Below are 21,753 nucleotides of genomic sequence, written 5' to 3' on the forward strand. Positions count from 1 at the left end.
AACCGTGAAAAATCCCGGCCGTCCGCTATAGGTCCCGAACGGCGTCGACGGCGTCCTCGATGGCGGGGGCCTCGAACCACTCCCGGCCCGTGTAGGCGTTCGTCCCGGCGGCGTACATCTCGCCGGCGACCTCCCGCACGTCGGCGGGGAGCGGTTCGGGGCTCTCCTCACAGAAGGACTTCCAGTCGGCGACGCCCTCGGCCTCGGCGACGGCTTTGGCGTCCTTCACGGCGGCGACCCAGTCGGGGTCGTACCCCTTGTAGAACTGCCGGAGCACCTCCTTCGAGAGCTCCTGGCCGTCGTAGGCGAAGCGGTTCTCGTCGAACGTGCCGGCCACGTCGGCGACGCGGACCTCGCCGTCGACCCAGAGACACTCGATCTTGCCGTCCTCGTGGACGAACCCCGTCTCCGCGGCGCGCTCGGTGATGACCTCGTTGACCGCGAGGGCGGTCTCCCGGAGGTCGTCGAGGTCGGCGCGGCCCGCGATCTCGGCGGCCGCATCGTCGTCGAGGTAGCGGTCCTGCTCTTCGAACTTCGTGGAGAACTCCACGATCGGTTCCGGCAGGGAGACGGCCTCGTCGGGCCACCGGTGGCGATCCAGTCCCACGTCCTCGGGCTCCTTCCGCGCCCGCAGGCTGGAGCCGATGGGCACCTCGTTGCGGAAGACGATCTCCAGCGGAACGAGGTAGTGGCTCCCGGCGCTCGCATGGAACTGGTCGTAGTCGTAGCCGTCCGCGCCGTGGGGGAGGTCCGGCACGACCGTGAGGTCGATGGCCATCTGCCGGGGTGGGCCGGAGACGGCATCGAGGTCGTACGTCGGGGGCGCGTCGCTGCCGGCGTCGTCGGGCGAGACGACCCCGCGGTAGTGGGTGGGGACGCCGGCGTCGGCGAGGCGCTCGAAGTTGTCCGCCCCCATCGTACAGAGGCTCCGGCCCTTCTCGGGGATCCGGTCGGGCATGCGCCCCCAGTCGAAGACGGAGTAGTCGTCGGTGAAGACGAACCGGCCCCGGCCCAGCTCGTCGTCGGTCGGCTCCCGGTCGACGCGGAACTCCTTGACGCTGGTCACGGTCGGAGCGGGGGCGCGGGAGCCCTTGAATCTTCACATCGGTGGGTAGGACCCCTCCGTTTCACGTGGAGATATGCACTTTCGTGGGATGTCGGGGCCGGTCGTGGGCGGCGACGGCGCAGCGGCGGGCGCGGCGTCGACGGTTTCCCCCACCGGACGGTTTTTGCCCTTCCACGGCCCCCTCCCTGTATGACCACGGCGGCCGACCTCGACGATGGGGCCCTCGACTTCGAGTCCGTCCCCGAGAGCGACCAGTCCTTCGAGAACGCGCTGGCGAAGGCCGCCGACGGGGAGCGACTACACGTCGACGACGCCGTCGAACTGCTGACTACCGGCACCGAGTCGCCGGGGATCGACGCCGCGCGCAAGGAGCGCGTGCTCGAACTCGCGGACCGCCGCCGCGCCGAAGTCGTCGGCGACACGGTGACGTTCGTCGCCAACCTCAACAACAACGTCACGACCGCCTGCAACACCGGCTGTCTGTTCTGCAACTTCAAGAACACCGCGAGCGCGTTCGAGGCCGACTCGACCGTCGAGCACTCGGGATTCACCAAGACGCCCGCCGAGAGCCGCGCGGCCGTCGAGGAGGGCCTCGACCGCGGCATCTACGAGGTCACCTCCGTCTCCGGGCTTCACCCCGCGTTCGCGCTGGACGACGAACACCACGAGATCCTACGGAACCACGACGACGCCGCCCGGACGGTGAACTACAAACCGCCCGAACGCTACGACACCGACCCCGGGACGTACGTCGAACAGATGGAGGCCATGTCCGTCGGCGGCGTCCACCTCCACTCGATGACGCCCGAGGAAGCGTACCACGCCCGCCGCGGGACCGAGCGCTCCTACGAGTCGATCTACGGCAAACTTCGGGATGCGGGGCTCGACTCGGCGCCGGGAACCGCCGCCGAAATCCTCGTCGACGAGGTCCGGGACGTGATCTGTCCGGGGAAGATGGACACCGGCGAGTGGGTCGACGCGATGGAGGGCGCCGCCGCCGCGGGCCTCCCCCTCACGTCGACGATGATGTACGGCCACGTCGAGAACGAGATGCACCGCGCGAAACACCTGAAAGTGATCCGGGACCTGCAGGACCGAACGGGCGCGATCACGGAGTTCGTTCCCCTCTCGTTCATCCACCAGAACACGCCGCTGTATGAGGCCGGCGTCGTCGATTCGGGGGCGACCCACGACGAGGACGAACTGCTCGTCGCCGTCGCCCGCCTCTTCCTCGACAACGTCGAGCACATCCAGTCCTCGTGGGTCAAGTCCGGCGACGAACACGGGCTGAAACTGCTGAACTGCGGCGCCGACGACTTCATGGGCACCATCCTCTCCGAGGAGATCACCAAGCGCGCCGGCGGCCAGTACGGCGAGTTCCGCAGCGTCGCCGACTACGTCGAGATGGTGGGGGCGATCGGTCGACCGCTGGCCGAGCGCTCGACTGACTACAGCGAGACCCGCCGCGTCGAGATTGACGGCGGCCCCTACGGCCCGACACTCGGCCCGCGCGCCGACGGGACGCCGCTGCTCGACTGACAGACCCCCGACCCGTCGCCGACGACGGGGCCGCCCTCGAACGGTTCCCACGGTCGAGCAAAGGCTTTCACGGGCCGCGGCGACCCTCGGGTATGGACGCCCAGCGCGACCTTCTCGCACTACTGCTCGACGACGCCAGACAGTCGACCGAGGACCTGGCGCGCCAGACTGGACTGTCCGCCGACGAGGTGGAGGCGGCCATCGACGACCTCGAAGCGGCGGGCGTCGTCCACGGCTATCAGGCCGTCGTCGACTGGGCCAACGCCGACGAGGAGCGCGTCGAGGCTCACGTCGAACTCAACGTCGAACTCGACCGTGAGACGAAGTACGAGGACATCGCTCGACGCATCGCCAACCACCCCGAAGTGGAGACGCTCCGACTGGTCTCGGGGGACTACGACTTCTCGGCGGTCGTCGTCGGCGACTCGATGCGGGACGTGTCGGCGTTCGTCGCCGACCGCATCGCCCCCATTCCGGAGGTGACCCAGACGGTGACCCACTTCGTCATGGACACGTACAAACACCGCGGCGTCGACTTCGGCGGCGGCGACGAGGACGACCGCCTCTCGGTCTCGCCATGAAGGTCGCCGAACGGGTCCGGGAGACGCCACCGTCGGGCATCCGGGAGTTCTTCGAACTGGCGGAGGCGGCCGACGACGTGATCTCGTTGGGCGTCGGCGAACCCGACTTCTCGGCGCCGTGGGCCGCCCGCGAGGCCGCCATCGACGCCCTCGAACGGGGCCGCACCTCCTACACCGCCAACCGCGGCCGGGCGGACCTCCGGCGGGGGATCACCGACCACGTCGCCCGCTACGACCTCGACTACGACCCCGAGAAGGAGGTACTCGTCACGACCGGCGCCAGCGAGGCGGTCGATCTGGCGATGCGCGCGCTCGTCGATCCGGGCGACACCGTCGCCGTCCCCCAGCCCTCCTACATCTCCTACGGGCCGACCGCGGGGTTCGCCGGCGCCGAGGTGCTCCCGGTGCCGACGCGCGCCGAGGACGGCTTCAAACTCACCGAGCGAGCCCTTCGCGAGGCCGGCGCTGCCGACGCCGACGCGCTGATCTACTGCTACCCGAACAACCCCACCGGCGCGGTGATGGACCACGCCGACCTCCGACCCGTCGCGGCGTTCGCCCGCGAGCACGACCTGACGGTGTTCGCCGACGAGATATACGCCGCGCTCACCTACGGGAGCGAACACGACTCCATCGCCACCCTGCCGGGGATGGCCGAGCGAACGGTCGTCATCGGTGGCTTCTCGAAGGCGTACGCGATGACGGGGCTGCGACTCGGCTACGCGCTCGCACCGCCGGAAGCGGTCGAGGCGATGACCCGCATCCACCAGTACACGATGCTCTCGGCGCCGACGACGGCCCAGTTCGCCGGCCTCGAGGCGCTCCGCTCGTGTGAGGGGGCCGTCTCGGAGATGCACGCCGCCTACGACCGGCGGCGACGGTACACGCTCTCGCGGTTCCGCGAGATGGGCCTCGACTGCTTCGAGGCCGAGGGGGCGTTCTACGCCTTCCCCGAGTGTCCCGGCGACGACGAGGCGTTCGCCGAGGCGCTACTGGCCGAGGAGGGCGTCGCCGTCGTCCCGGGGAGCGCGTTCGGCGAGGGCGGCGCGGGCCACCTCCGAGTCTCCTACGCGACCGGGATGGACGACCTGCGGGAGGCGACCGCGCGGATCGAGCGGTTCCTCGACTGAGCGCCGGTGATCGCTGCCTCACTGCCCTCGGGGAACACACGTCGACGCTGGTCCGACAGCACGCTGCCAAACGAACACTGAAAAAACGTCGACCGCCGCGTCTCGGCTCTGCATTCAACACACGCGAGAAAAGGAACGTTGTCGCCCGGATTTCGGCGGCTTTCACCGTGAGCCGGCTCAGTTCGCCGCGCGTTCGGTCACGTCGACCTCGCCGACCAGTTGGCGATGGACGTAGGGCATATCGATCCCCTCGTCGTCGAAGCGCTCCTTGACTCGTTGGACGGCGGTGCTCCGCACCGCGACGTAATCGCCGCGGTCGGGGTCGTCGATCCAGAAGCGCGACTGGATGCCGACCGCCGAGTCGCCCAGTTCCGTCACGCGCGTGTCGGGGGCGGGGTCGTCGAGCACGCCGTCGAGGGCGCTGATCTCCTCGACGATGGCCCGGCGAGCGAGGTCGATGTCGTCGTCGTAGCCGATCCCGAAGACGAACTTCTGGCGGAGTTTCTCGTAGGCGACGGGGTTGGTGATGGCGTTGTTCGCCAGGTCGCCGTTGGGGACGGTGATGCGCTCGTTGTCGAACGTCCGCACCGTCGAGACCCGCAGGTCGATCTCCTCGACGCGGCCGGAGTTGCCGTCCCACTCGATCCAGTCGCCCACCTCGAAGGGTTTGTCCTTGATGATGAACACGCCGGCGACGAAGTTGCCGACGAGGTCCTGTGCGGCGAAGCCGACCGCCAGCGCGAGCGCGCCCGAGAGCGTCGCCGCGGCGGTGAGGAAACTCGGGAAGCCGGCGGCCATGAACGCCACGGCGACCGCGGCGAACACGATGAGCGCGTTGGCGACGCTCTTGGTCAAACTCTGGAGCGCGTCGGTGAACCCGCGGGCTTCGAGCAGGCGAAGCAGGAGCGGGATCAACACCATCCGTCCGATCAACAGCGTGACGAGGAAGCCGGCGACGAACGCCACCGCCTTCCCGACGACCGCGGTCGCCTCCACGCCGAAGGCGCTCACGTCGCCGAGGCCGAACTGTAGGGCCGTGAGAGTATGCACGTCCCTCGCCATGACCGCCCCTCGCAAAGAGTTACTGGCCCCGGAACGGCCCGCCGTCGCCGAACGCGGTCAGTTCCCCTCGCGTTCGAGGACCGCGCCGTCGGAGTCGATCTCGGCGGTCCCGATCTGTCCGCTGATCTCGGTCTTGTTGGGGTTGATGTCGATCCCGTTCTCCATCAGGGCGGCCTTCACCGCGCGGATGAACCGCGAGCGCGTGTCGACGTACTCCAGCCGGGTCGGGTCCTGCATCCAGACCGTCGCCCGCAGCGTGACCCACGAGGGTTCGAGGTCGACCGCGCGGACCTCCGGCACCGGCTCCTCGGCGACGCCCTCGACCTCGCGGGCGGCCATCAACACCGCCTCCATCGCCGTCGAGAGGCTCTCGTCGTAGGCGATGCCGAAGTGGAACGTCTGGCGAAGCTCCTGCTGGGCCGAGCGGTTGGTGACCGGCTGTTCGTTCAGCACGCCGTTGGGGACGGTGGTGGTCTCGTTGTCGAAGGTCCGCACCGCCGTCGTCCGGACGCCGACGCGCTCGACGCGGCCCTCGACGCCGTCGACGGCGATCCAGTCGCCGCGGGCGAACGGCTGGGAGAGCAGCAAGAAAAACCCCCCAACCACGTCTCTGACGAGGTCGTCGGCCGCGATGGCGACCCCGAGGCCGGCCAGCAGTAGGACGGCTGCGAACGCGCCGGAGGCGAGGTCGAACCCGCCGGCGAGGAGGCCGACCAGCACGGCGGCCACGCCCGAGAGCACCCGCGTCAGGTTCGAAACGAACTGCTGGAGCCGGTCGTGGCCGCCGAGCCGTCGGGTCAGCACGCGCAACGCCGGAGCCGCGACGAACAGGCCGCCCCCGGCGAACACGCCCGTCACGAGGACGAACATGCCGAGGCTGACGATCGGGTCCGGCAGCCCCGCGATCGCCTCACGGAACGGGAGCCAGCCAGGGAGCGCCACGGACTGGATCGGGAACATGGTGGCCTCACACAGTCGACGGCGAAAAAGGTGGGACGTGCTCACCCCCCCCCCTCGGCGAACGAGCTATAGTCTCTCCGACGTATCCTCAGGCATGGAGTCGGAACTCAAACTGAACGAACTCCACGACGCACTGGGCGAACTCGACTACCCGCTCGATCGTTCGGCGGCCGCCGCGGCCTGCGAGGGCGTCACGCTGCTGCTTGCGGACGGCACGACGCCGCTCGCGGACGTGATCGCCGACGCCGGCGACGACCGGTTCGACTCCGTCGAGGACCTGGAGAGCGAGGTCATGAGCGGGCTCCCGCGCAACGCCGTCGGCGAACCCTATCAGTCCGAGGGCGAGGGGTAGCTCCGCGACCCCCCGGCGACTCACTCCGGAACCGAGAGCGGCCCGTCGCGCCGAGCCACCGCGCGGAAGCGCCGCCCGTGGGCGTCGTCGGCGTCGATTCGCTCCCTGATCGCGGGCGGGAGCCACGCACCGCCGTTCGACGGCTCGTCGGCGACGTGGCCGTCGAAGCTCTCCCGCCGCAGTTCGTCGGGGAGGTAGCGGTCGTACGTCGGCAGCCGTTCGTAGAGCGGGACGCCCGCGCCGCCGGCGATGTCGCCCAGTTCCCGCAGCGCCGGCCACTCGTAGTCGGGGTTGATGTAGTCGTCCGTGATCGGCGAGACGCCCCCGAGGTCGTCGACGCCGCAGTCCAGTAGCTCCCGGGCGGGCGTGAGGTTCGGTGGCACCTGTACGGAGACCTCCTCGGGCAGGGCCACGCGGGCCATCGAAACGACGCGGCGCATCGTTTCGAGGTCGGGTTTCTCGAAGGCGGAGCGCTCGTTCGGGACGACGTTCTGGACGATCACCTCCTGAATATGGTCGTAGCGTTTGTGCAGTTCCCGGATCGCCAGCAGGCTCTCCGCGCGGTCGCGCCAGTCCTCGCCGATGCCGACGAGGATGCCGGTGGTGAAGGGGACGCCCAGTTCGCCGGCGTTCCGGATCGTGTTGAGCCGTTGGCCCGGCGTCTTCCGCCGACCGCCGGAGTGGGCGCGCACGTCGGCGGTCGTCTCCAGCATCACGCCCATCGAGGCGTTCACGTCCGCCACTTCGGCCATCTGCTCGCGGGTCTGGTCACCGGGGTTGGAGTGGGGCAGCAGGCCCTCTTCGAGGGCGATCTCGCAGGCTTCGCGGAGGTACTCGTGGATCGAGTCGTGGCCCCACTCGGCCAACTGTTCGTGGATCGCGGTGTAGCGCTCGTCGGGGTCGTCGCCGAAGGTGAACAGGGCCTCCGTACAGCCGGCGTCGGCGCCGATCCGGCACTCCTCGCGGATCTCCTCGGGGCTCATCAGCGTCGCCTCGCCGGGAACGTCGTAGTAGGTGCAGTAGGTGCAGGTGTAGCGGCAGGCGGTGGTCAGCGGGATGAACACGTTCCGGGAGAACGTCAGCGCGTCGGCCGCCGGGGCGTCGTCGGGCGTGGCGTCGAGCAGGCGCTCGATCCCCGCCTCGGGGACCGAGATGTCGATGTCGTACTCGTCGGCGGCCGGGATCACGTCCGGAGGTGGCGCGTCGACGGGCAAGAAGCTTTCCAGAAGGGCGGTTCCGTGCCGGCGTCGGCGGTGGGGAGTGTAGCCGGTCAGCGCCACGATCGTTCCGCCGTGCCGGACTCGTTACCGGACGACTCCGCCGGTCGTTCGATCGTCACCTCGATCCCCACAGTCGGTTCGTTGTCGCGGAACAGATACCGGTACGTCGAGATCGACACGTTCCCGGGGGCGAGGCCCACGAACGAACTGTTCACCGACGGAGGCTCGCGTGCAGTCCGTAGCTGTGTTTCGTTCGATCCCTCCTCGACGGTCAGGTAGAGATAGACCGTCTCGCCGGGGGCGATCGTGCCGTTGAACAGGATCTGCCCGTACGCCGGCGGCGCATAGAGGAACAGCCCCGGCTCCGTCATCGACGGCCCGCCGAGGTGGGTGAGTTCGAGAACCGAGCCGTTCCCGGTGACCGAGGCGTCGACCTGCGCGACCTCCTCGGCGACCCACTCCGGGGGCGTCGTAACCGTTTCGCCGATGCCCGTCACGCGGAACGTGTGGTTCAGCGTCACCGTCTCGTTGTCGACGCTGTGGACTTCTCGGGCGCTGAAGGACTCGATGATCCCTCGTTCGTTGATCACGACGGTCGCGTTGATCGACTCGGTCGTCTCCCGGAGCGGCGTGTCGCCGAGGTTCGGCTGGGCCGTCTCGTTGATGCCCGTCGATGAGTAGGTGTAGCGCGTCCGGTTCGCGACTGATTCGGTGGCGACGAGCTCGTAGTCGAGGTCGCGGAGGTAGGGCGCCACGATGTCCGACCCGATCTGGGAGACGTACCCAAGGCGCTCGATGTACACGTACTCGCCGCGGTAGTACGTGTACATCGCCTCGGGTCCGTACTCCTGATGTGCGACTTTGGTCATCGTCGCCTCGTCGGTGAACCAGTAGCCGTTCGAGTCGTTGCCGCCGGCAATGTCGACGACGGTGCCGTTGGTCCCGTTCTCGGCCGTGATGGTGTACTGGCGAACCTCCGGCTCGGCGGGCGTCCCGTTCCGGGAGACCATCGTGAGGTCCTCCCAGACCGAGCGTTCCCGGTAGGAAACGTTGCGCAGCGCTGCCCGGTGGGCGTCCATGAGCAGGGTCGCGTTCTCGATCCCGTCGGCGGCGGCGCCGGGTGGGTAGGCCGACGGCGTCGTCTCGTTCTCCCCCGGCGCCGCGGTCTGCTGTTGGAACTGTTCTGCGGTCGCGTTCGGCTGTGGCGCCGGCTGGAACGCGCCGGCGACCCCGACGAGCGCGACGAGGACGACACACGCGAGAGCGGCGACGGTTCTGGGCATACCGGGCGTTCACCCGCGCCATGCATGACTACAGGCTCCTTACTGGCTGTACGACGGTCCTACTGGTGTGAGGGCGTCACGGAGCACGCTTTGCGCCCGCTCACTCCCGAAGCGCTTCGACCCGGCCGCCGCCGATGTCGAGTTCGAAGCCGGCGTCGACCAGCCAGTCCCGGGCGGCGCCGTCGCCGTGGAGCAGGACCTCCGCCAAATCCTCGGGCTCGTCGATGTCGACGGCGAGCAGCCGGGAGTCGACCTCGCGGACCGAGAGCCCCGCGTCCTCGGCGATCGCGAGGTGGTCGCGGTAGGAGGCGCCGTGGTAGTCGACGCGGAACGCGGGATCTCGGGCGAGGAAGGCGTTGGTGCCGCCGCCGAGCCCGGCGGCGATCGAGAGGTCCGCGGTCGAGTCGAGCAGGTCCGCGAGCGCGTCGGCGCTCGCGAGCGCGAGGTCGGCCATGACGACGGCCGTCGGCGTGCTGTCGAGGCGGTCGTTGACCGCGGTCGTCAGCGGGCGGTCGTCGACGGCAACGGTCGCATCGACCTCGACGGGACCGGTCGCCAACACGGTGGTGTCGAACGCGGCGTCGACGCCGGCCAGCGCGTCCAGCACGTCAGCCAGCATCGCGTTCGAGAACTCGCGTCGCTCGGCGGCCGAGAGCACGGCTGAGAGACGGGTCTTCGGGCGGTCGGCGGAAAACGGGACGACGACGTGCACGAGAGGGGAGCGTGCTCAGAACAGCGATTCGAGTTCGTCGTCGTCGTCGTTGACGAGCTCCTCGAGGTTGTCCTCGCTCTCCTGCTGGATGTCCTCGATGTTCTCCTGTGCCTCGATGGCGACCTGCTGGAGCTCCTTGATTCGCGGGACGTTGTTCACGCCCGACAGCAGGATCACGCTGGCGACGAAGTTCGCGCCCCGAACGGGGTAGTCGCCGCCCCGGACCTCCATCGAGCCGGTCTGCTCTTCGAGCCACTTCCGCCCGCGCTCGATGCCTTTCCGGTTCAGGTACTTCGGCGGGCCGGCCATCACGAGCAGCGCGCGTTCGGTGCCCTCGATCTCACAGGGGAGCGTGAGTCGCCCGAGCGCGGCCTTCCGGACGAGGCTGGTGATGCGGTTCGTCGTGTGGGCCGTGTCGAGTTCCTCCTCCTCGTCGCCGCCGGTGAGCCGCGATAGCAGGCCGCCGCCACCACCGCCGCCGGTGTTCTCGACTTCCTCGCGGGCGTAGCCCACCGTGGAGACGCCGCCGCCGGCCAGCGTGTTGATGATCTCCGAGGAGTCGACGACGCTTTCGGCGACCTCGCCGCCCTGTTCGACCTCGCCGGCGCCGAACAGAATGCCGAAGCGCTTGACGATCTCGTCGTTGATCTGGTCGTAGCCGCCCTGGACGGACTCTCCGGTTTTCCGCCACGCGTCGTTGTCGAACACCATGAGGTTGTCCACCTCACGGACGAACGTCTGGAACGAGCGCGCCGCGTTGAGGGTGTAGATGCCACCCTCGTCGCTGCCCGGCAGGATACCCAGCCCGTAGACGGGCTCGGTGTAGATCCGCTTGAGGTGCTTTGCGATCACCGGCGCGCCGCCGGAGCCGGTCCCGCCGCCCAGCCCGGCGATCACGAGGAAGGCGTCGACCTCGTGGACCGGGATGGAGTCGATGGCACCCTGCACTTCGTCCATGTCCTCCTCGGCGATCTCCGCGCCGAGTTCGTTGTCGGCACCGACGCCGTGGCCCTTCACCCGGGACTGCCCGATGAGCACGCGTTGGCTCTCCGGGATGTTGTCAAGCCCCATCAGGTCGGCTTTGGCCGTGTTGACTGCGACGGCGGCCCGAACGATGTTCGAGCCCTGCTCGGCGTCGTAGCCGACGAACTTGTCGACGATCTTGCCGCCGGCCTGACCGAACCCGATCATTGCCAGCTTCATGTGGACGCTCCCCTCATCATTACGCGATTCTCACGAGCATGCCGAACAAAAGGCTTGTGGGCCGAACCCACGGACACCCGCGAAACTCCGGTACAACGCCCCTTGCGTGGTCGGTTCCTTCACATCGGCCAAGGGGTTCGGCCCTTATCGACGGGCCCAGTCGAGCATTCGCTCGTAGAACGGGTCGGACGCGAGCGCCCCGGCGTCGCCGACGAGGACGAGCGACTTCTTCGCCCGCGTGAGCGCGACGTTCATCCGTCGCGGGTCGTCGTAGATCGGTCCCGAGAGGTCGTCGGTGGCGACGAAGGAGACGACGATGACCTCCTCGCTCGACCCTTGGAAGCGGTCGACCGTGTCGACGGTCGCGTCGGTGCGTCGGTTGATCTCGGCGACCTGTGCCCGGAACGGCGCGATCACGCCGATGTCGCTCTCGTCGACGCCGGCGTCGACGAACGACTCGACGATTTCGGCGACGCGGTCGGCTTCGGCGGGGTTGGTGTTCCCGTCACGAGCGCCGTCGGGGTCGACGAAGGAGACCGTATCCCGCAGGCTCTCGGGGAGCGACGCGGGGTCGACCCCGTCGAGGTCGCCGATGCGCTGGGCCGCCACCTCGCGGGTCGCGGGCCGGAGCGCGCCGTCGTAGAACTCCCGAGAGGAGAAGGCCTGAATGCGCTGGGCCATCCGGTACTGGCGGTCCAGCATCACCGACGCTTCGGGTGCGAGGTCGTGGAGGCGCTCGAACAGCGAGGTCGAGAGGTCGAGGCGTGGCGCGCGGTCGGCGGCAGCATCGACAGCCCCGTCTTCAGCCGTTGTCCCTCCATCGGTCTCAGCGGATGGCGGCGACTGTCGGCCGCCGTCGGCCGCCGCCGGACTCCCGAACCCTTCGGTCCACTTCTCGCCCCCCTCGGCCTGCACCACGGGGGGGAGCTGCTCGTGGTCGCCGACGAGCACGAAGCGCTCGGCGAGGTTGATCGCCGCCAGCGTCGCCGGCTCGGTCAGTTGGGAGGCCTCGTCGACCAGCGCCACGTCGAAGGCCTCCTCGCGCATGATCCGGGAGCCACAGGAGGCCGTCGTCGCCGCCACCAGCGAGGCGCCATTCAGCTCCGAGATTCGCTCGCCGGGGTCGCCGGCCTGCTCCAGCCGCAGGTCGGCCATGTCCGGGCGGATACCCGACTCGGTGCCGACGCGGACGATGTCGGCGTCGTCGACGCCGGCGTCGCGGACGGCTTCGAGGGCGTTGTCCACCGCGCGGTTGGTAAAGGCCGAGAGCAGCACGCGCTCGCCGTCCTCGATCATCGCCGTCACCGTCTGTGCGATGGTGTAGGTCTTCCCGGTGCCGGGCGGGCCGTGGACCAGCGCGAAGTCGTCGGCGCGGGTCGCGAGGTTCACGGCGTCGTTCTGGGCCTCGTTGTTGTCGACGTAGGTGCGCTCCTCGCCGGAGAACTCGGGTGCACGCCGGCCGAACAGCGCGTCCTTCCGGTCGGGGTCGGCAGTGAGCACGCCGTCGTGGAGCGCGGTCAGCATCCGATCGACGGAGAGCTCGGAAGGGTACACGTCGAGCCGGCACACGTCGACCGGCTCGTCGGCCTCGACGACGATCTCGGCGCCGGCCTTCCCCGAGCCGAGGCTCTGGATGCGGCAGAGTTCGGCGTGGCCCTCGACGGGGTCGCCGTCGCTCGCCAGCGCCACGTCGCCCTCGCGGAGCTTCGAGACGGCGTCGTCGGGCTTCTCGGCGCGCAGGCGCCAGCGGCCGCCGGGCAGTTCCTCGCGGCCCAGTGGTTCGAGATTCAGCAGCGCGCGGTCGTCGTCGGCCCGCTCCTGTGCGTCCTGCTCCCAGAGCTTGCGGTACTCGGCGTGGACCGCGCGGCGTTCGGCCTCGATGGACTGGTAGAACCCCTCGAAGTACGCTCGCTCCTCGGGCGGGAGGGATTGGCCGATCTGGCCGGCCTTGGACTCCTGATCGAGTCGACCCGAGACGACCATGCAGGTGTCCTGCTCGAAGCAGTACTGGCACTTCGCGTTCGCCTCGAACCCCGTGGGGACCGAGGCGTCGAACTCCATCGCCGCCAGTTCGTTGCGGGTCCGGACGACGAACTTCAGCAGGCCGCGGCCGACCGAGAACTCCTTGGCCGGCGAGAGGTCGCCGGACTCCTCGGCCCGTTCGAGCGCGGTGTTTTTCGTGTAGAGCAGCGTCCCCGTGTCGGCCTCGACGCCCTGCTCGTCGAGCATCAGGGCGTAGCAGGCCGCCTGCATCTTGTCCTGGAAGCGCGGCTCGCGTTTGGTGTTCTTCCCCGTCTTGAGTTCGACGGGCATCCCGCGTCGGAGCGCGTCGGCGCGGCCCTTGATCCCGAACGTCGGCGAGATGAGGGTGTACTCAGAGCGCCACGTGTCCTCCTCGGTCAGGGTACCCTGCTGGAGCCAGCCCTCGATGGCGGCGGCGTTGCGGCGGACCTCGTCCTCGACCTCCTCGCGGTCGTAGCCCAGCGCACCCAGTTCGAGGCCGGCCTCCTCGACGCGGTGGTCGATCGACTCCTCAAGCCCTCGGCCCCGGAGCAGGTCGCCGAACACCTCGTGGACGATGGTCCCCTTGATGACGGGGTACTTCAGCGGGACGCCCGAGAGCTTGTTCAGGTAGTACATCCGCGGGCACTGCACCCACGAGCGCACCGCGGTCACGTCGACGAGGAAGTCGGGTTCGAGCACCACCCACGACTGGGGCGTGGTCTCGTAGCCCACCTCGCCGCGGAACTCCGACTCCTCGGCGTCGGTGACGAGCAGTTCCATCCCCTCCTCGGCGTAGTCGGCGGTCTCCGACCACTTGTTCCAGAGCGTCACCCGGACCGGGTCCGCGGCGCCGCGCTCGGGCCGGATCGTGATCTCGACGAGGTCGGTGCCGCCGCCGACGGTTCGCGGCTCCGCCACGTCGACGATCGGTCCCCGGATTCGCATTGTCGGAGGCAGTGGTCGGCGGGGGTAAACGGTGTCGGTCGGGGTGATCGGGAGCCGTGACTCGCCGGCTCAGCGGTGCTCGGCCAGCCACTCGGCGCCGAAGTCCACCAGCGCCGGCTGCTCGACCAGTTTCGCCGTCGCCGCCCCGACCGCACCCGTCACGACCGCCTCGGGATGTGCCGCGTCGAACGCCGCGCCGAGTTCGGCGAAGTCGCCGTTGTCGAGGTCGATGTCGGTCCACTCCACCCACGTTCGCTCGCCGTTGTGCAGCACGGGCGCGCCCTCGGTCGTCTCCCCGGCGTCGAACGCGCCGCGGTACTCCGCGAGGTGGAGCGAGGTGTTGGCGTCGTGGCCCGTCCCGAGCATGAGCACCGAGCTGTCCCGGTCGTACACCGCCGCGAGCGGGGAGCCCTCGCCCATCCCGTTCTGGAAGCTCTGGTCCTCGACGACTGCCTCGGCGTCGGCGCCCCACGCGGCGAAGGAGTAGAGCGGGTGCTCGCTCCGGACCGTGCCGGGGTAGTTCCGGAAGCACTCGGGGACCGCGCCCATCGAGCGCGTGGGCGTCACGTCGGGACGGAACGGCGGAATCGACTCGCGGATCTGGGACACCCAGTCGTCGGGGACCGCCGGGTCCGACCACACGGTGGGATCGCTGTACTGCGTCGAGTGCGTCGGCATGACGACCGTGCCGCTTTCGGTAACGACGCGCTGCAGGGCGTCGACGACGGCTTGCGGGCCGCCGGCGACCCAGCCCAGTTCCGAGAGCGCGCTGTGGACGAGGAGGGTGTCGCCGGGCTCGACGCCCAGTCCGCGGAGGCCGGCGGCGATGCGGTCGACGGTCACGGGGTCGTCGACGGCCGCGACGGCGTCGTGTTCGCTCATAGGCCGAGGGCGATCCCCGGCCATAGGTGCTTTGTGGGTGCTACGGCAGGAACAGGGCGGCGACGTAGCCGGTGCCAACTAGCGTCATGCCGGTGCCGCCGACGATGAGGAGGCGACCCTGTCGGGCGAACCGTCGACGCACGTCTTCGAGCGCTCCGGGGAGGAGGAACCCTGACCCCTCGCCGTCGGAGACGCCCCAGAAGGCGTCTCGTGGATTGGTGACCCGTTCGTACTCGCCGACGACGGTCGCGGTGTCCCCCGGAACGAGCGGCCGGAGCAGGAGCTTGTGATCGGTGTTCGGCCGCTCGGGGGCGCCGATACCGACCGAATCGAGGAACGCCGCGGCGTCGTCGGGCACCGGCTCACCCTCGGGGAGGTCGACTGTGTACCGACCGAGGGTGTTCAGCCCCGGGCGGACGGCGACGCTCCCGCCGTCGACACGGAGTTCCCCGCTGCCGTCGTCGAGGGCCAGCGGCCGAGTGCGTTCGCCCGCGGCGACGGTGATCCACGCGTCTGACCGAAGGCTGATGCCACGGACTTTCTGGAGCGCGTACGCACAGGTGAGTGCGCCGTCACCGACGCCCGGGAGGTCGATGGTTCCGTCGACCTCGCGGAGGTCGCCGTCGGCGACGACGCGGCCGGTGTTCGGGTTCCCGGTCGGGCACTCCTCCGCCGCCTCGATCCGCGACCGGACACGGCGACCCGCGACTCCGACCACTACACCGAGCGGGCCGATAGCGCCGAAGACCGCGAACAGGCCGTCGAGGAAGCCGAACTCGCCCGCATCGGCGTTCGCGCCGACGATCCCGAACAGCAACACCAGCAGGCCGAACGCTCCCGCGCCGATCATCGCTGTCGGCGACGCGCCGGTGCGGCGCTCGAACGACTTGAGCCCGAGCAGCGCCGCCTTCGGCGGCACCACCACGAGGAACACGCCAACCAACACCAGCACGGTCAGCACCGCGAAGCCGAACACGTAGGCCGAAACCATGGGACAGCGGTGCTGTGGGGTCCCTGTTAACTGTTCCCAAATCCTTCCGCTGAACCGCCGCGTTCAAGCCCGCGAGGCCCCACTACGAGGCTATGCAACGGAGGGGAGCGCGGTGAGCGCGGGGCGACGCGGGAACAGCGGCCGCTCGCTGACGCTACCGGCGATATTCGTCCTCATCATCGGCGCCTCGGGCGCGCTGGTCTCGATACAGGCCGGCGCCAGCCTGCAGTTCGCGCTGGCGGCGGGGGTGGCCGGGCTCGTCCTCGGCGTCATCGTGACGTGGTTCGTCGTCCGGAACCTGCGGGCGGTGATGCCGGACACGCCGGACCTCTCGGACCGGGAGTGGTAGCTACTCGATCCGGGCCAGCCAGCGGCTCGGGTCGTCGAGTTCGTCGTCGCTCGGGAGGTTCCCCGGCTCGTCCCACACTTTCGCGGCCGTTTCCAGCCCCGCCGTGTCGGCGACGGCGTTGAAGAACTCCGCACCGCGCTCGTACTGGCGGCGCTTCAGCCCCAGCCCGAGGAGCCGCCGGACCAGTCGGTCCACGGGGCCGTTACCGCCCCGGCGGGCGTCGATCTTCCGGCGCAGGTCGTCGTACTCCTCGTCGAAGGCCCGATCCATCAGCAGTTCGGCGTAGCCCTCGACGGCGGTCATCGCGGCGTCGAGTTCGGAGAACGCCTCGCGGTTCAGCCCGCCCGCGGAGAGTTCGGTGATGGTGTTGCGCATCCGGGACTCCAGATACTCGGGGAGCCAGTCGGCGGCGCCGAACTCCGCGGCGTGGGTCACCTCGTGGAACGCGATCCAGCGCCGGAAGCGTGGGAACTCGACGTTCAGTTCCTTGGCGGTGCGCTCGATGTTCGGGTGGACGAAGTAGAGTTCGTGGTCGGGGCCGCCGTCCGCTTCAGCGAGCAACAGCGGGTCGTACTGCCCGAGGACGTTTCGGGCGAGGAACGCGAGCGAGAACGACATCGAGCCGGTGTTGATCACGCGGGAGGCGCCGGGTAGCAGCGGCTGCCCTACCTCCTCGGCCATCGGCGCGATCAGGCGCTGGAACGTATCGACGTTGGCGTCGATCCAGTGGTGACGGTTCTGCAGCGCGATCGTCTCGGGGACGTCGAACTCGACGCCGCCGACCTCGCGGATGCGGTCACGCGCGTCGCGCACGTCTGCGGCGTACCCCTCGCGGTCGGCCGGAGAGAGGTCGAGCGAGCCCGGCTCGGTCGCCGACTTCGCGGCCTCGGAGACGGCCGCCCAGTCGACGACGCCGTCACCGGAGGCGCCGGCGACGGCCCCGACGCTGCGGAAGAGATCCATACCGGTCCTGGGCGGGCGCCGGGCAAAAGCTTCCCCCCTACTCCTCGACGACGATTTCCTCGCTCCCGCCCAACAGCTTCCGGGCGACGAGGGCGAGCACGAGCAGGACACCGACCATCACCGCGATGGCCGCGCCGGGCACCCCGCCGGTCTCCTCGTCGGGGCTGGTGATCTCGATGGGAACGGCGTCCTCGCCCTCCACCTCGTCTTCGATGTCGTCGAGCGCGTCGAGCCCTTCCGGCTCGACCCCCGCGAGGAGCTTCCGGACCGCGTAGGCCAGCCCCGCGAGCACGCCGAGGCCGAGGAGTGGCCCGAGGACGCTGGGGCCGGACCCGCCCGACGTGTCGCTCTCGGGGGCTGACTCGGGCGCCGCCGCGGTCCTCTCGGCCACGTCGGCGTCCTCGCCGTCGCCGGTCTCGAGGCTGCTCGGGCCGAGTTGGAAGCCGTCGTGGAAGTGGAACTCGAAGAACGTGAACTGTTTGTCGGACATACACGTTCGTTGGGACGCCGGGGAAATAGCCGTTGTGGGGCCACCACCGGACGGCGGCGCCGGGCCGACCGGCTGTCACGCTCTCCCATCGTCGGACTCATGGGCCCCGCCGTCGAGCACCGGACATGGACGAGAGTCAGCGGGCGTTCCTCGACGAACTACTCACGACACCCAGTCCCTCCGGCTTCGAGACGCGTGGCCAGCGCGTCTGGGTCGACTACGTTTCCGAGTTCGCCGACCGCGTCGAGACCGACGCCTACGGTAACGCCATCGCGGTCCACGAGGGCGACCCGACCGTGGACACCGAGTTCGCCGTCGGCGGCCACGCCGACGAGATCGGCTTCATCGTGCGGGACATCGTCGACGACGGCTTCCTCCGCATCGCCCGCGTCGGCGGCTCTGACCGCACCGTCTCGAAGGGCCAGCACGTCACGGTTCACAGCGACGACGGGCCCGTGCAGGGCGTCATCGGCCAGACCGCGATCCACCTCCGAAACGGCGACGACGAGTACGAGGACATCGCCGAGCAGTTCGTCGACGTGGGCGCCGAGGACGAGGAGGACGCCGAGGACCTCGTCTCCATCGGCGACCCCGTGACGTTCTCATCGGGGATTCAGGAACTGGCCAACAGCCGCATCGCCGCCCGCGGGATGGACAACCGCGTCGGCACGTGGGTCGCCGCCGAGGCACTCCGCCGCGCGGCCGCGGCCGGCGCCGACGCGACCGTCTACGCCGTCTCGACGGTGCAGGAGGAGGTCGGTCTGAAGGGGGCCCAGATGGTGGGCTTCGACGTCAACCCCGACGCCTACATCGCCGTCGACGTGACCCACGCGACGGACAACCCCGACGTGGCCGGGAGCAACCGCGGTCCCGTCGAACTCAGCGAGGGGCCGGTGGTGGGTCGGGGCAGCGCGAACCACCCGAACCTCGTCGAACTGGCTCGTGAGGCCGGCGACGCCGACGGCGTGGACTACCAGCTACAGGCCGCCGGCAGCCGCACGGGCACCGACGCCGACGGCGTGTTCACCCAGCGCGGCGGCGTGCCGTCGCTCAACATCGGGATCCCGAACCGCTACATGCACACGCCGGTCGAAGTGGTCGACACCGAGGACCTCGACGCCGTCGCCGACCTCTGTGCGGGCATCGCCGAGCGGGCGGCTGAGAACGCGCCGTTCGCGGTCGATATCTGACGCTCGGCGTCGTCCTTCGGCCCGCGGTGACACTCTTTGGCCCGCGGTGACACTCTTTAGCCCGCGGTGACACCCTTTAGCCCCCGGCGCCGACCGATGGGGGTCGATCAGGCTTCCGCGGCGTCGCTCTCGACACGCCTCGTGTACACGATAGCCGCGGCGCTGAGCAGACAGACGACTGCGGCGGCGGCACTCACGTAGCCGTCGCGGTCGGTGATGGTGGCGACGACGATGGCGGCGCTCCCGAGCGTGATGAGGCTCCCGAGGAGCAGTCGAACGTAGCTGTCCTGATCCATGCCCCCCGGTTGGGCACCGCCCGAAAGTAGTTTTCCCCGCTCAGTCCGCCCCCGGCCGCACGTCCCAGCCCCGGAGCAGCGCGGCACAGAACCCCCCGGTTGCGAGCCCGAACAGCAGCGTCAGCCCGCGGAAGACCACGACGGCGGCGGCGGCCACTGCGGCGGGAGCACCGGTCGTGAGTGCGAGCGCGCCGCCGAGCAACACGTCGTACGTCCCGAGGCTCGCCGGGACGGGGACGACCGTGGCGGCCTGCGGCAGCGGGACGACGACGACGATGGGCGCGAGCGCGACGGCGACGCCCAGGTCCGAGAGCAGCACCCAGAGGGCGGTCGCTACGACGGCCTGTTCGATGATGCCGCCGAGCGCGATCAGTCCCACCAGCGCCGGCGCGTCGCGGAACTCGGCGACCCGGACGCCGAACCGGCCGACGGCCTCGCGGACGAACCCGTCGTCGGGGTCGACGCCGGGAACGACCGCGCTGACCGCGCGGACGACGGGTTCGAGTACGGCGACGAGGAGTCGACTGAGCAGGCCGCCGCTGAGCCCGACGGCGACGCCGAGGACGAGGATGACGACGACCGCCGCACCCAGCGTGGTCAGGACCGTCGAAGACGACGCCTGGCCGCGCAACACGAGCAGGCCGAGACTCGCCGACAGCAACACCTGCCCGCCCGCCTTCACGTACTTGGCGACGCTGCGGACGCCGAGGGCCTCGCTGTAGCTCGTCTCGGTGGCGGTGCCGACGAACTGCGCCATGATCGGCTCCGAGCTGGCGGCGCCGGCCGGGCTCACGATGTCGAAGAAGTCCCCCGCGAGGGCGAACTGGACGCTCTCGCGGCCGGTCAGCCCCTCCCCGAGCGGTCGGACGGAGGCCCAGACGCCGATCCCGTCGACGACGCCCTCGACGACGACGAGCACGGCGACGGCGACGACGATCGCGGGAGCGAGCCCGCGGAGCGTCGACGCCACGTCGCCCACGCCGACGAACCAGAGGTAGGCGAGCACGCCCCCGATACCGAGAACCCCGCCGGCGAGCAGCCGGGCCCGATTTCGCATGCCGTCACCTCGTCGGCTGGCCGGCATGAAGCTGTGGATGTCGAACGACCTCGGGGCGAGACCGTTGGTACGGGCCGCGACCCGCCGTCCCGAGCTGTCCCGGACTCTCAAACGACGCCGGCGAGGGACCACGCGGCCGCCAGCGCGACGCCCGCCAGCGCGAGCGTCCCGAGCGCGTACGCGAGCGCGAGACCACGGGTGCCGGCGTCCCACAGCCGGACCGTCTCGACCGAGAACGAGGAGAACGTCGTGAACGCGCCACAGAGGCCGGTCCCGAAGAGGAGCAGGGCGTCCTCACCCGCGCCGGCGAAGGTAAGGACCCCAAGCGTGAACGTGCCGAGGGTGTTGACCGCCAGCGTCGGCACCGGGAACGGCGTGTCCCGATCGGCGAGCGCCTCGCCGACGGCGTAGCGCAGCGTCGCCCCGAGGGCGCCGCCGAGACCGACCAGGAGCGCGGGCGACTCGGGGATCACGCCGCCTCACCCCCCGAGTCGGGGCTCGAACCGCGCAAGCGTCGACCGACGCCGAGGCCGAGCGCCGCGGCGGCGAACCCTAACGCGTACGTCGCGAGGACGTTTCCGACCAACAGCGCCGGCGTGCCGGCCGTCGCCGACTCGACGGCGAACGTCGAGTAGGTCGTGAACGAGGAGAGGAAGCCGGTGGCGACGGCGAGCCGCGTCGCGGCCGGGAGCCGGTCGTTCGCGTCGACGGCGACGACGGCGCCGAGCGTGAACGCCCCGAGGACGTTCGCGGCGAGCGTGCCCGCCAGTGCCGGGAGGACGACGGCGACGCCCCAGCGCGAGAGCGCGCCCGCAGCGCCGCCGCCGGCGACGAGCGCGAGCGTTTTGGCACGGGGCGGCATCACCGGTGCTGGGTCCGTGGGCGCCAAACCGCTGTCGCTCCGGGCCGAGGCAGGAAAGAAACCGTTTTACGGTGCGCCGGGCACGTTTCGGGTATGGCTGGAACCATCGAAGTGCTCGTCGCGGGCGGCGAGGCCGACCCTGGCCCGCCGCTCGGCCCCGAGCTGGGTCCGACGCCCGTCGACGTGCAGGCGGTCGTACAGGAGATCAACGAGGAGACCGACGCGTTCGACGGCATGGAAGTGCCCGTCACCATCGAGTACGAGGACGACGGTTCGTTCTCCATCTCGGTCGGTGTGCCGCCGACGGCGGAGCTCATCAAGGACGAGGCCGGCTTCGACACCGGCTCCGGTGAGCCCCAGGAGAACTTCGTCGCGGACCTCACGATCGAGCAGCTGAAGAAGATCGCGGAGCAGAAGTCCTCGGACCTGCTCGCCTACGACACCAAGAACGCGGCCAAGGAGGTCGCCGGCACGTGTGTCACGCTCGGTGTCACCATCGAGGGCGAGGACGCTCGAACGTTCAAGGCCCGCATCGACGGCGGCGACTACGACGACACGTTCGCCGAGGCCTGAATCGGTCTTCTCTCTCCGTTTTCCCGCTTCCGTAGCGACGGCG

The 21,753-nt window shown here is 69.9% G+C and carries 23 protein-coding genes; 7 read left to right on the forward strand and 16 right to left on the reverse strand.

The features are described from left to right. Window positions 1-25: 25 nt before the first annotated feature. Window positions 26-1,066 carry a phosphoribosylaminoimidazolesuccinocarboxamide synthase gene (locus NO998_RS12735; RefSeq protein WP_267647604.1) on the reverse strand — a complete coding sequence of 347 codons (1,041 nt, stop codon included), beginning with the start codon at window positions 1,064-1,066 and terminating at the stop codon, window positions 26-28. A 189-nt stretch (window positions 1,067-1,255) separates the two neighbouring features. Between NO998_RS12735 and cofH the strand changes: the two genes are divergently transcribed. The 3 genes from cofH to NO998_RS12750 all read left to right on the forward strand — a co-directional run bounded on the left by cofH (window position 1,256) and on the right by NO998_RS12750 (window position 4,316). Next, window positions 1,256-2,605 (forward strand): 7,8-didemethyl-8-hydroxy-5-deazariboflavin synthase subunit CofH, encoded by a 1,350-nt coding sequence (gene cofH, locus NO998_RS12740; protein WP_267647605.1) that lies wholly within the window; start codon window positions 1,256-1,258, stop codon window positions 2,603-2,605. A gap of 92 nt (window positions 2,606-2,697) precedes the next feature. Beyond that, window positions 2,698-3,186 carry an Lrp/AsnC family transcriptional regulator gene (locus tag NO998_RS12745; protein WP_267647606.1) on the forward strand — a complete coding sequence of 163 codons (489 nt, stop codon included), beginning with the start codon at window positions 2,698-2,700 and terminating at the stop codon, window positions 3,184-3,186. Then, entirely contained in the window at window positions 3,183-4,316 is a 1,134-nt protein-coding gene (locus NO998_RS12750; RefSeq protein ID WP_267647607.1) for a pyridoxal phosphate-dependent aminotransferase, read from the forward strand. Before NO998_RS12745 ends, NO998_RS12750 begins: the two co-directional genes overlap by 4 nt. Window positions 4,317-4,493: 177 nt before the next feature. Here the strand turns inward: NO998_RS12750 and NO998_RS12755 are convergent, their stop codons facing one another. Both NO998_RS12755 and NO998_RS12760 read right to left on the reverse strand, forming a co-directional pair. Then, a complete protein-coding gene (locus NO998_RS12755) occupies window positions 4,494-5,366 on the reverse strand; it encodes a mechanosensitive ion channel family protein (RefSeq protein WP_379822451.1) in 873 nt (290 codons plus the stop codon). A gap of 69 nt (window positions 5,367-5,435) precedes the next feature. After that, a complete protein-coding gene (locus NO998_RS12760; protein WP_267647608.1) occupies window positions 5,436-6,338 on the reverse strand; it encodes a mechanosensitive ion channel family protein in 903 nt (300 codons plus the stop codon). 94 nt (window positions 6,339-6,432) lie between these two features. Between NO998_RS12760 and NO998_RS12765 the strand changes: the two genes are divergently transcribed. Beyond that, a complete protein-coding gene (locus NO998_RS12765; RefSeq protein WP_267647609.1) occupies window positions 6,433-6,690 on the forward strand; it encodes a DUF5789 family protein in 258 nt (85 codons plus the stop codon). A 20-nt stretch (window positions 6,691-6,710) separates the two neighbouring features. Here NO998_RS12765 and cofG read toward each other — a convergent pair whose 3' ends face one another. The 7 genes from cofG to NO998_RS12800 all read right to left on the reverse strand — a co-directional run bounded on the left by cofG (window position 6,711) and on the right by NO998_RS12800 (window position 15,930). Then, window positions 6,711-7,877, reverse strand: coding sequence for a 7,8-didemethyl-8-hydroxy-5-deazariboflavin synthase subunit CofG (gene cofG / locus NO998_RS12770; protein WP_267647610.1), 1,167 nt, complete (start codon window positions 7,875-7,877; stop codon window positions 6,711-6,713). Window positions 7,878-7,960: 83 nt separating this feature from the next. Beyond that, the gene (locus NO998_RS12775) at window positions 7,961-9,193 is read right to left on the reverse strand and encodes a hypothetical protein (RefSeq protein ID WP_267647612.1); all 1,233 of its coding nucleotides are present in this window, start codon (window positions 9,191-9,193) and stop codon (window positions 7,961-7,963) included. A gap of 100 nt (window positions 9,194-9,293) precedes the next feature. Further along, entirely contained in the window at window positions 9,294-9,905 is a 612-nt protein-coding gene (cofC, locus tag NO998_RS12780; RefSeq protein WP_267647613.1) for a 2-phospho-L-lactate guanylyltransferase, read from the reverse strand. Between the two features lie 15 nt (window positions 9,906-9,920). Next, window positions 9,921-11,108, reverse strand: coding sequence for a tubulin/FtsZ family protein (locus NO998_RS12785; protein WP_267647614.1), 1,188 nt, complete (start codon window positions 11,106-11,108; stop codon window positions 9,921-9,923). A 144-nt stretch (window positions 11,109-11,252) separates the two neighbouring features. After that, window positions 11,253-14,057: an AAA domain-containing protein gene (locus tag NO998_RS12790; protein WP_267647616.1), complete on the reverse strand. Its 2,805-nt coding sequence runs from the start codon at window positions 14,055-14,057 to the stop codon at window positions 11,253-11,255. A gap of 69 nt (window positions 14,058-14,126) precedes the next feature. Then, window positions 14,127-14,939, reverse strand: a complete 813-nt coding sequence (locus tag NO998_RS12795) for an AAC(3) family N-acetyltransferase (RefSeq protein WP_267647617.1) — start codon at window positions 14,937-14,939, stop codon at window positions 14,127-14,129. A 40-nt stretch (window positions 14,940-14,979) separates the two neighbouring features. Continuing rightward, complete coding sequence (locus NO998_RS12800) at window positions 14,980-15,930, reverse strand: hypothetical protein (RefSeq protein WP_267647619.1); 951 nt, start codon at window positions 15,928-15,930, stop codon at window positions 14,980-14,982. Between the two features lie 112 nt (window positions 15,931-16,042). Between NO998_RS12800 and NO998_RS12805 the strand changes: the two genes are divergently transcribed. Next, a complete protein-coding gene (locus NO998_RS12805) occupies window positions 16,043-16,279 on the forward strand; it encodes a hypothetical protein (RefSeq protein ID WP_267647620.1) in 237 nt (78 codons plus the stop codon). Here the strand turns inward: NO998_RS12805 and NO998_RS12810 are convergent, their stop codons facing one another. Together NO998_RS12810 and NO998_RS12815 are read right to left on the reverse strand one after the other, a co-directional pair. After that, window positions 16,280-17,242, reverse strand: a complete 963-nt coding sequence (locus tag NO998_RS12810) for a zinc-dependent metalloprotease (protein WP_267647621.1) — start codon at window positions 17,240-17,242, stop codon at window positions 16,280-16,282. A gap of 37 nt (window positions 17,243-17,279) precedes the next feature. Further along, window positions 17,280-17,732, reverse strand: coding sequence for a hypothetical protein (locus NO998_RS12815; protein ID WP_267647622.1), 453 nt, complete (start codon window positions 17,730-17,732; stop codon window positions 17,280-17,282). Between the two features lie 125 nt (window positions 17,733-17,857). Between NO998_RS12815 and NO998_RS12820 the strand changes: the two genes are divergently transcribed. After that, window positions 17,858-18,922 (forward strand): M20/M25/M40 family metallo-hydrolase, encoded by a 1,065-nt coding sequence (locus NO998_RS12820; protein WP_267647623.1) that lies wholly within the window; start codon window positions 17,858-17,860, stop codon window positions 18,920-18,922. 107 nt (window positions 18,923-19,029) lie between these two features. Here the strand turns inward: NO998_RS12820 and NO998_RS12825 are convergent, their stop codons facing one another. The 4 genes from NO998_RS12825 to NO998_RS12840 all read right to left on the reverse strand — a co-directional run bounded on the left by NO998_RS12825 (window position 19,030) and on the right by NO998_RS12840 (window position 21,137). Next, window positions 19,030-19,218 carry a hypothetical protein gene (locus NO998_RS12825; RefSeq protein WP_267647625.1) on the reverse strand — a complete coding sequence of 63 codons (189 nt, stop codon included), beginning with the start codon at window positions 19,216-19,218 and terminating at the stop codon, window positions 19,030-19,032. Window positions 19,219-19,258: 40 nt separating this feature from the next. Further along, complete coding sequence (locus NO998_RS12830) at window positions 19,259-20,275, reverse strand: lysylphosphatidylglycerol synthase domain-containing protein (RefSeq protein WP_267647627.1); 1,017 nt, start codon at window positions 20,273-20,275, stop codon at window positions 19,259-19,261. A 107-nt stretch (window positions 20,276-20,382) separates the two neighbouring features. Beyond that, window positions 20,383-20,748, reverse strand: coding sequence for a fluoride efflux transporter CrcB (crcB, locus tag NO998_RS12835; RefSeq protein WP_267647628.1), 366 nt, complete (start codon window positions 20,746-20,748; stop codon window positions 20,383-20,385). Continuing rightward, entirely contained in the window at window positions 20,745-21,137 is a 393-nt protein-coding gene (locus NO998_RS12840) for a fluoride efflux transporter FluC (protein WP_267647630.1), read from the reverse strand. The genes crcB and NO998_RS12840 overlap by 4 nt, the downstream gene beginning before the upstream one ends. 93 nt (window positions 21,138-21,230) lie before the next feature. Here NO998_RS12840 and NO998_RS12845 point away from each other — a divergent pair, with 93 nt between their 5' ends. Then, the gene (locus NO998_RS12845; RefSeq protein WP_267647632.1) at window positions 21,231-21,710 is read left to right on the forward strand and encodes a 50S ribosomal protein L11; all 480 of its coding nucleotides are present in this window, start codon (window positions 21,231-21,233) and stop codon (window positions 21,708-21,710) included. Window positions 21,711-21,753: the final 43 nt, after the last annotated feature.

Source organism: Halolamina litorea, assembly GCF_026616205.1.
Lineage (GTDB): Archaea > Halobacteriota > Halobacteria > Halobacteriales > Haloferacaceae > Halolamina > Halolamina litorea.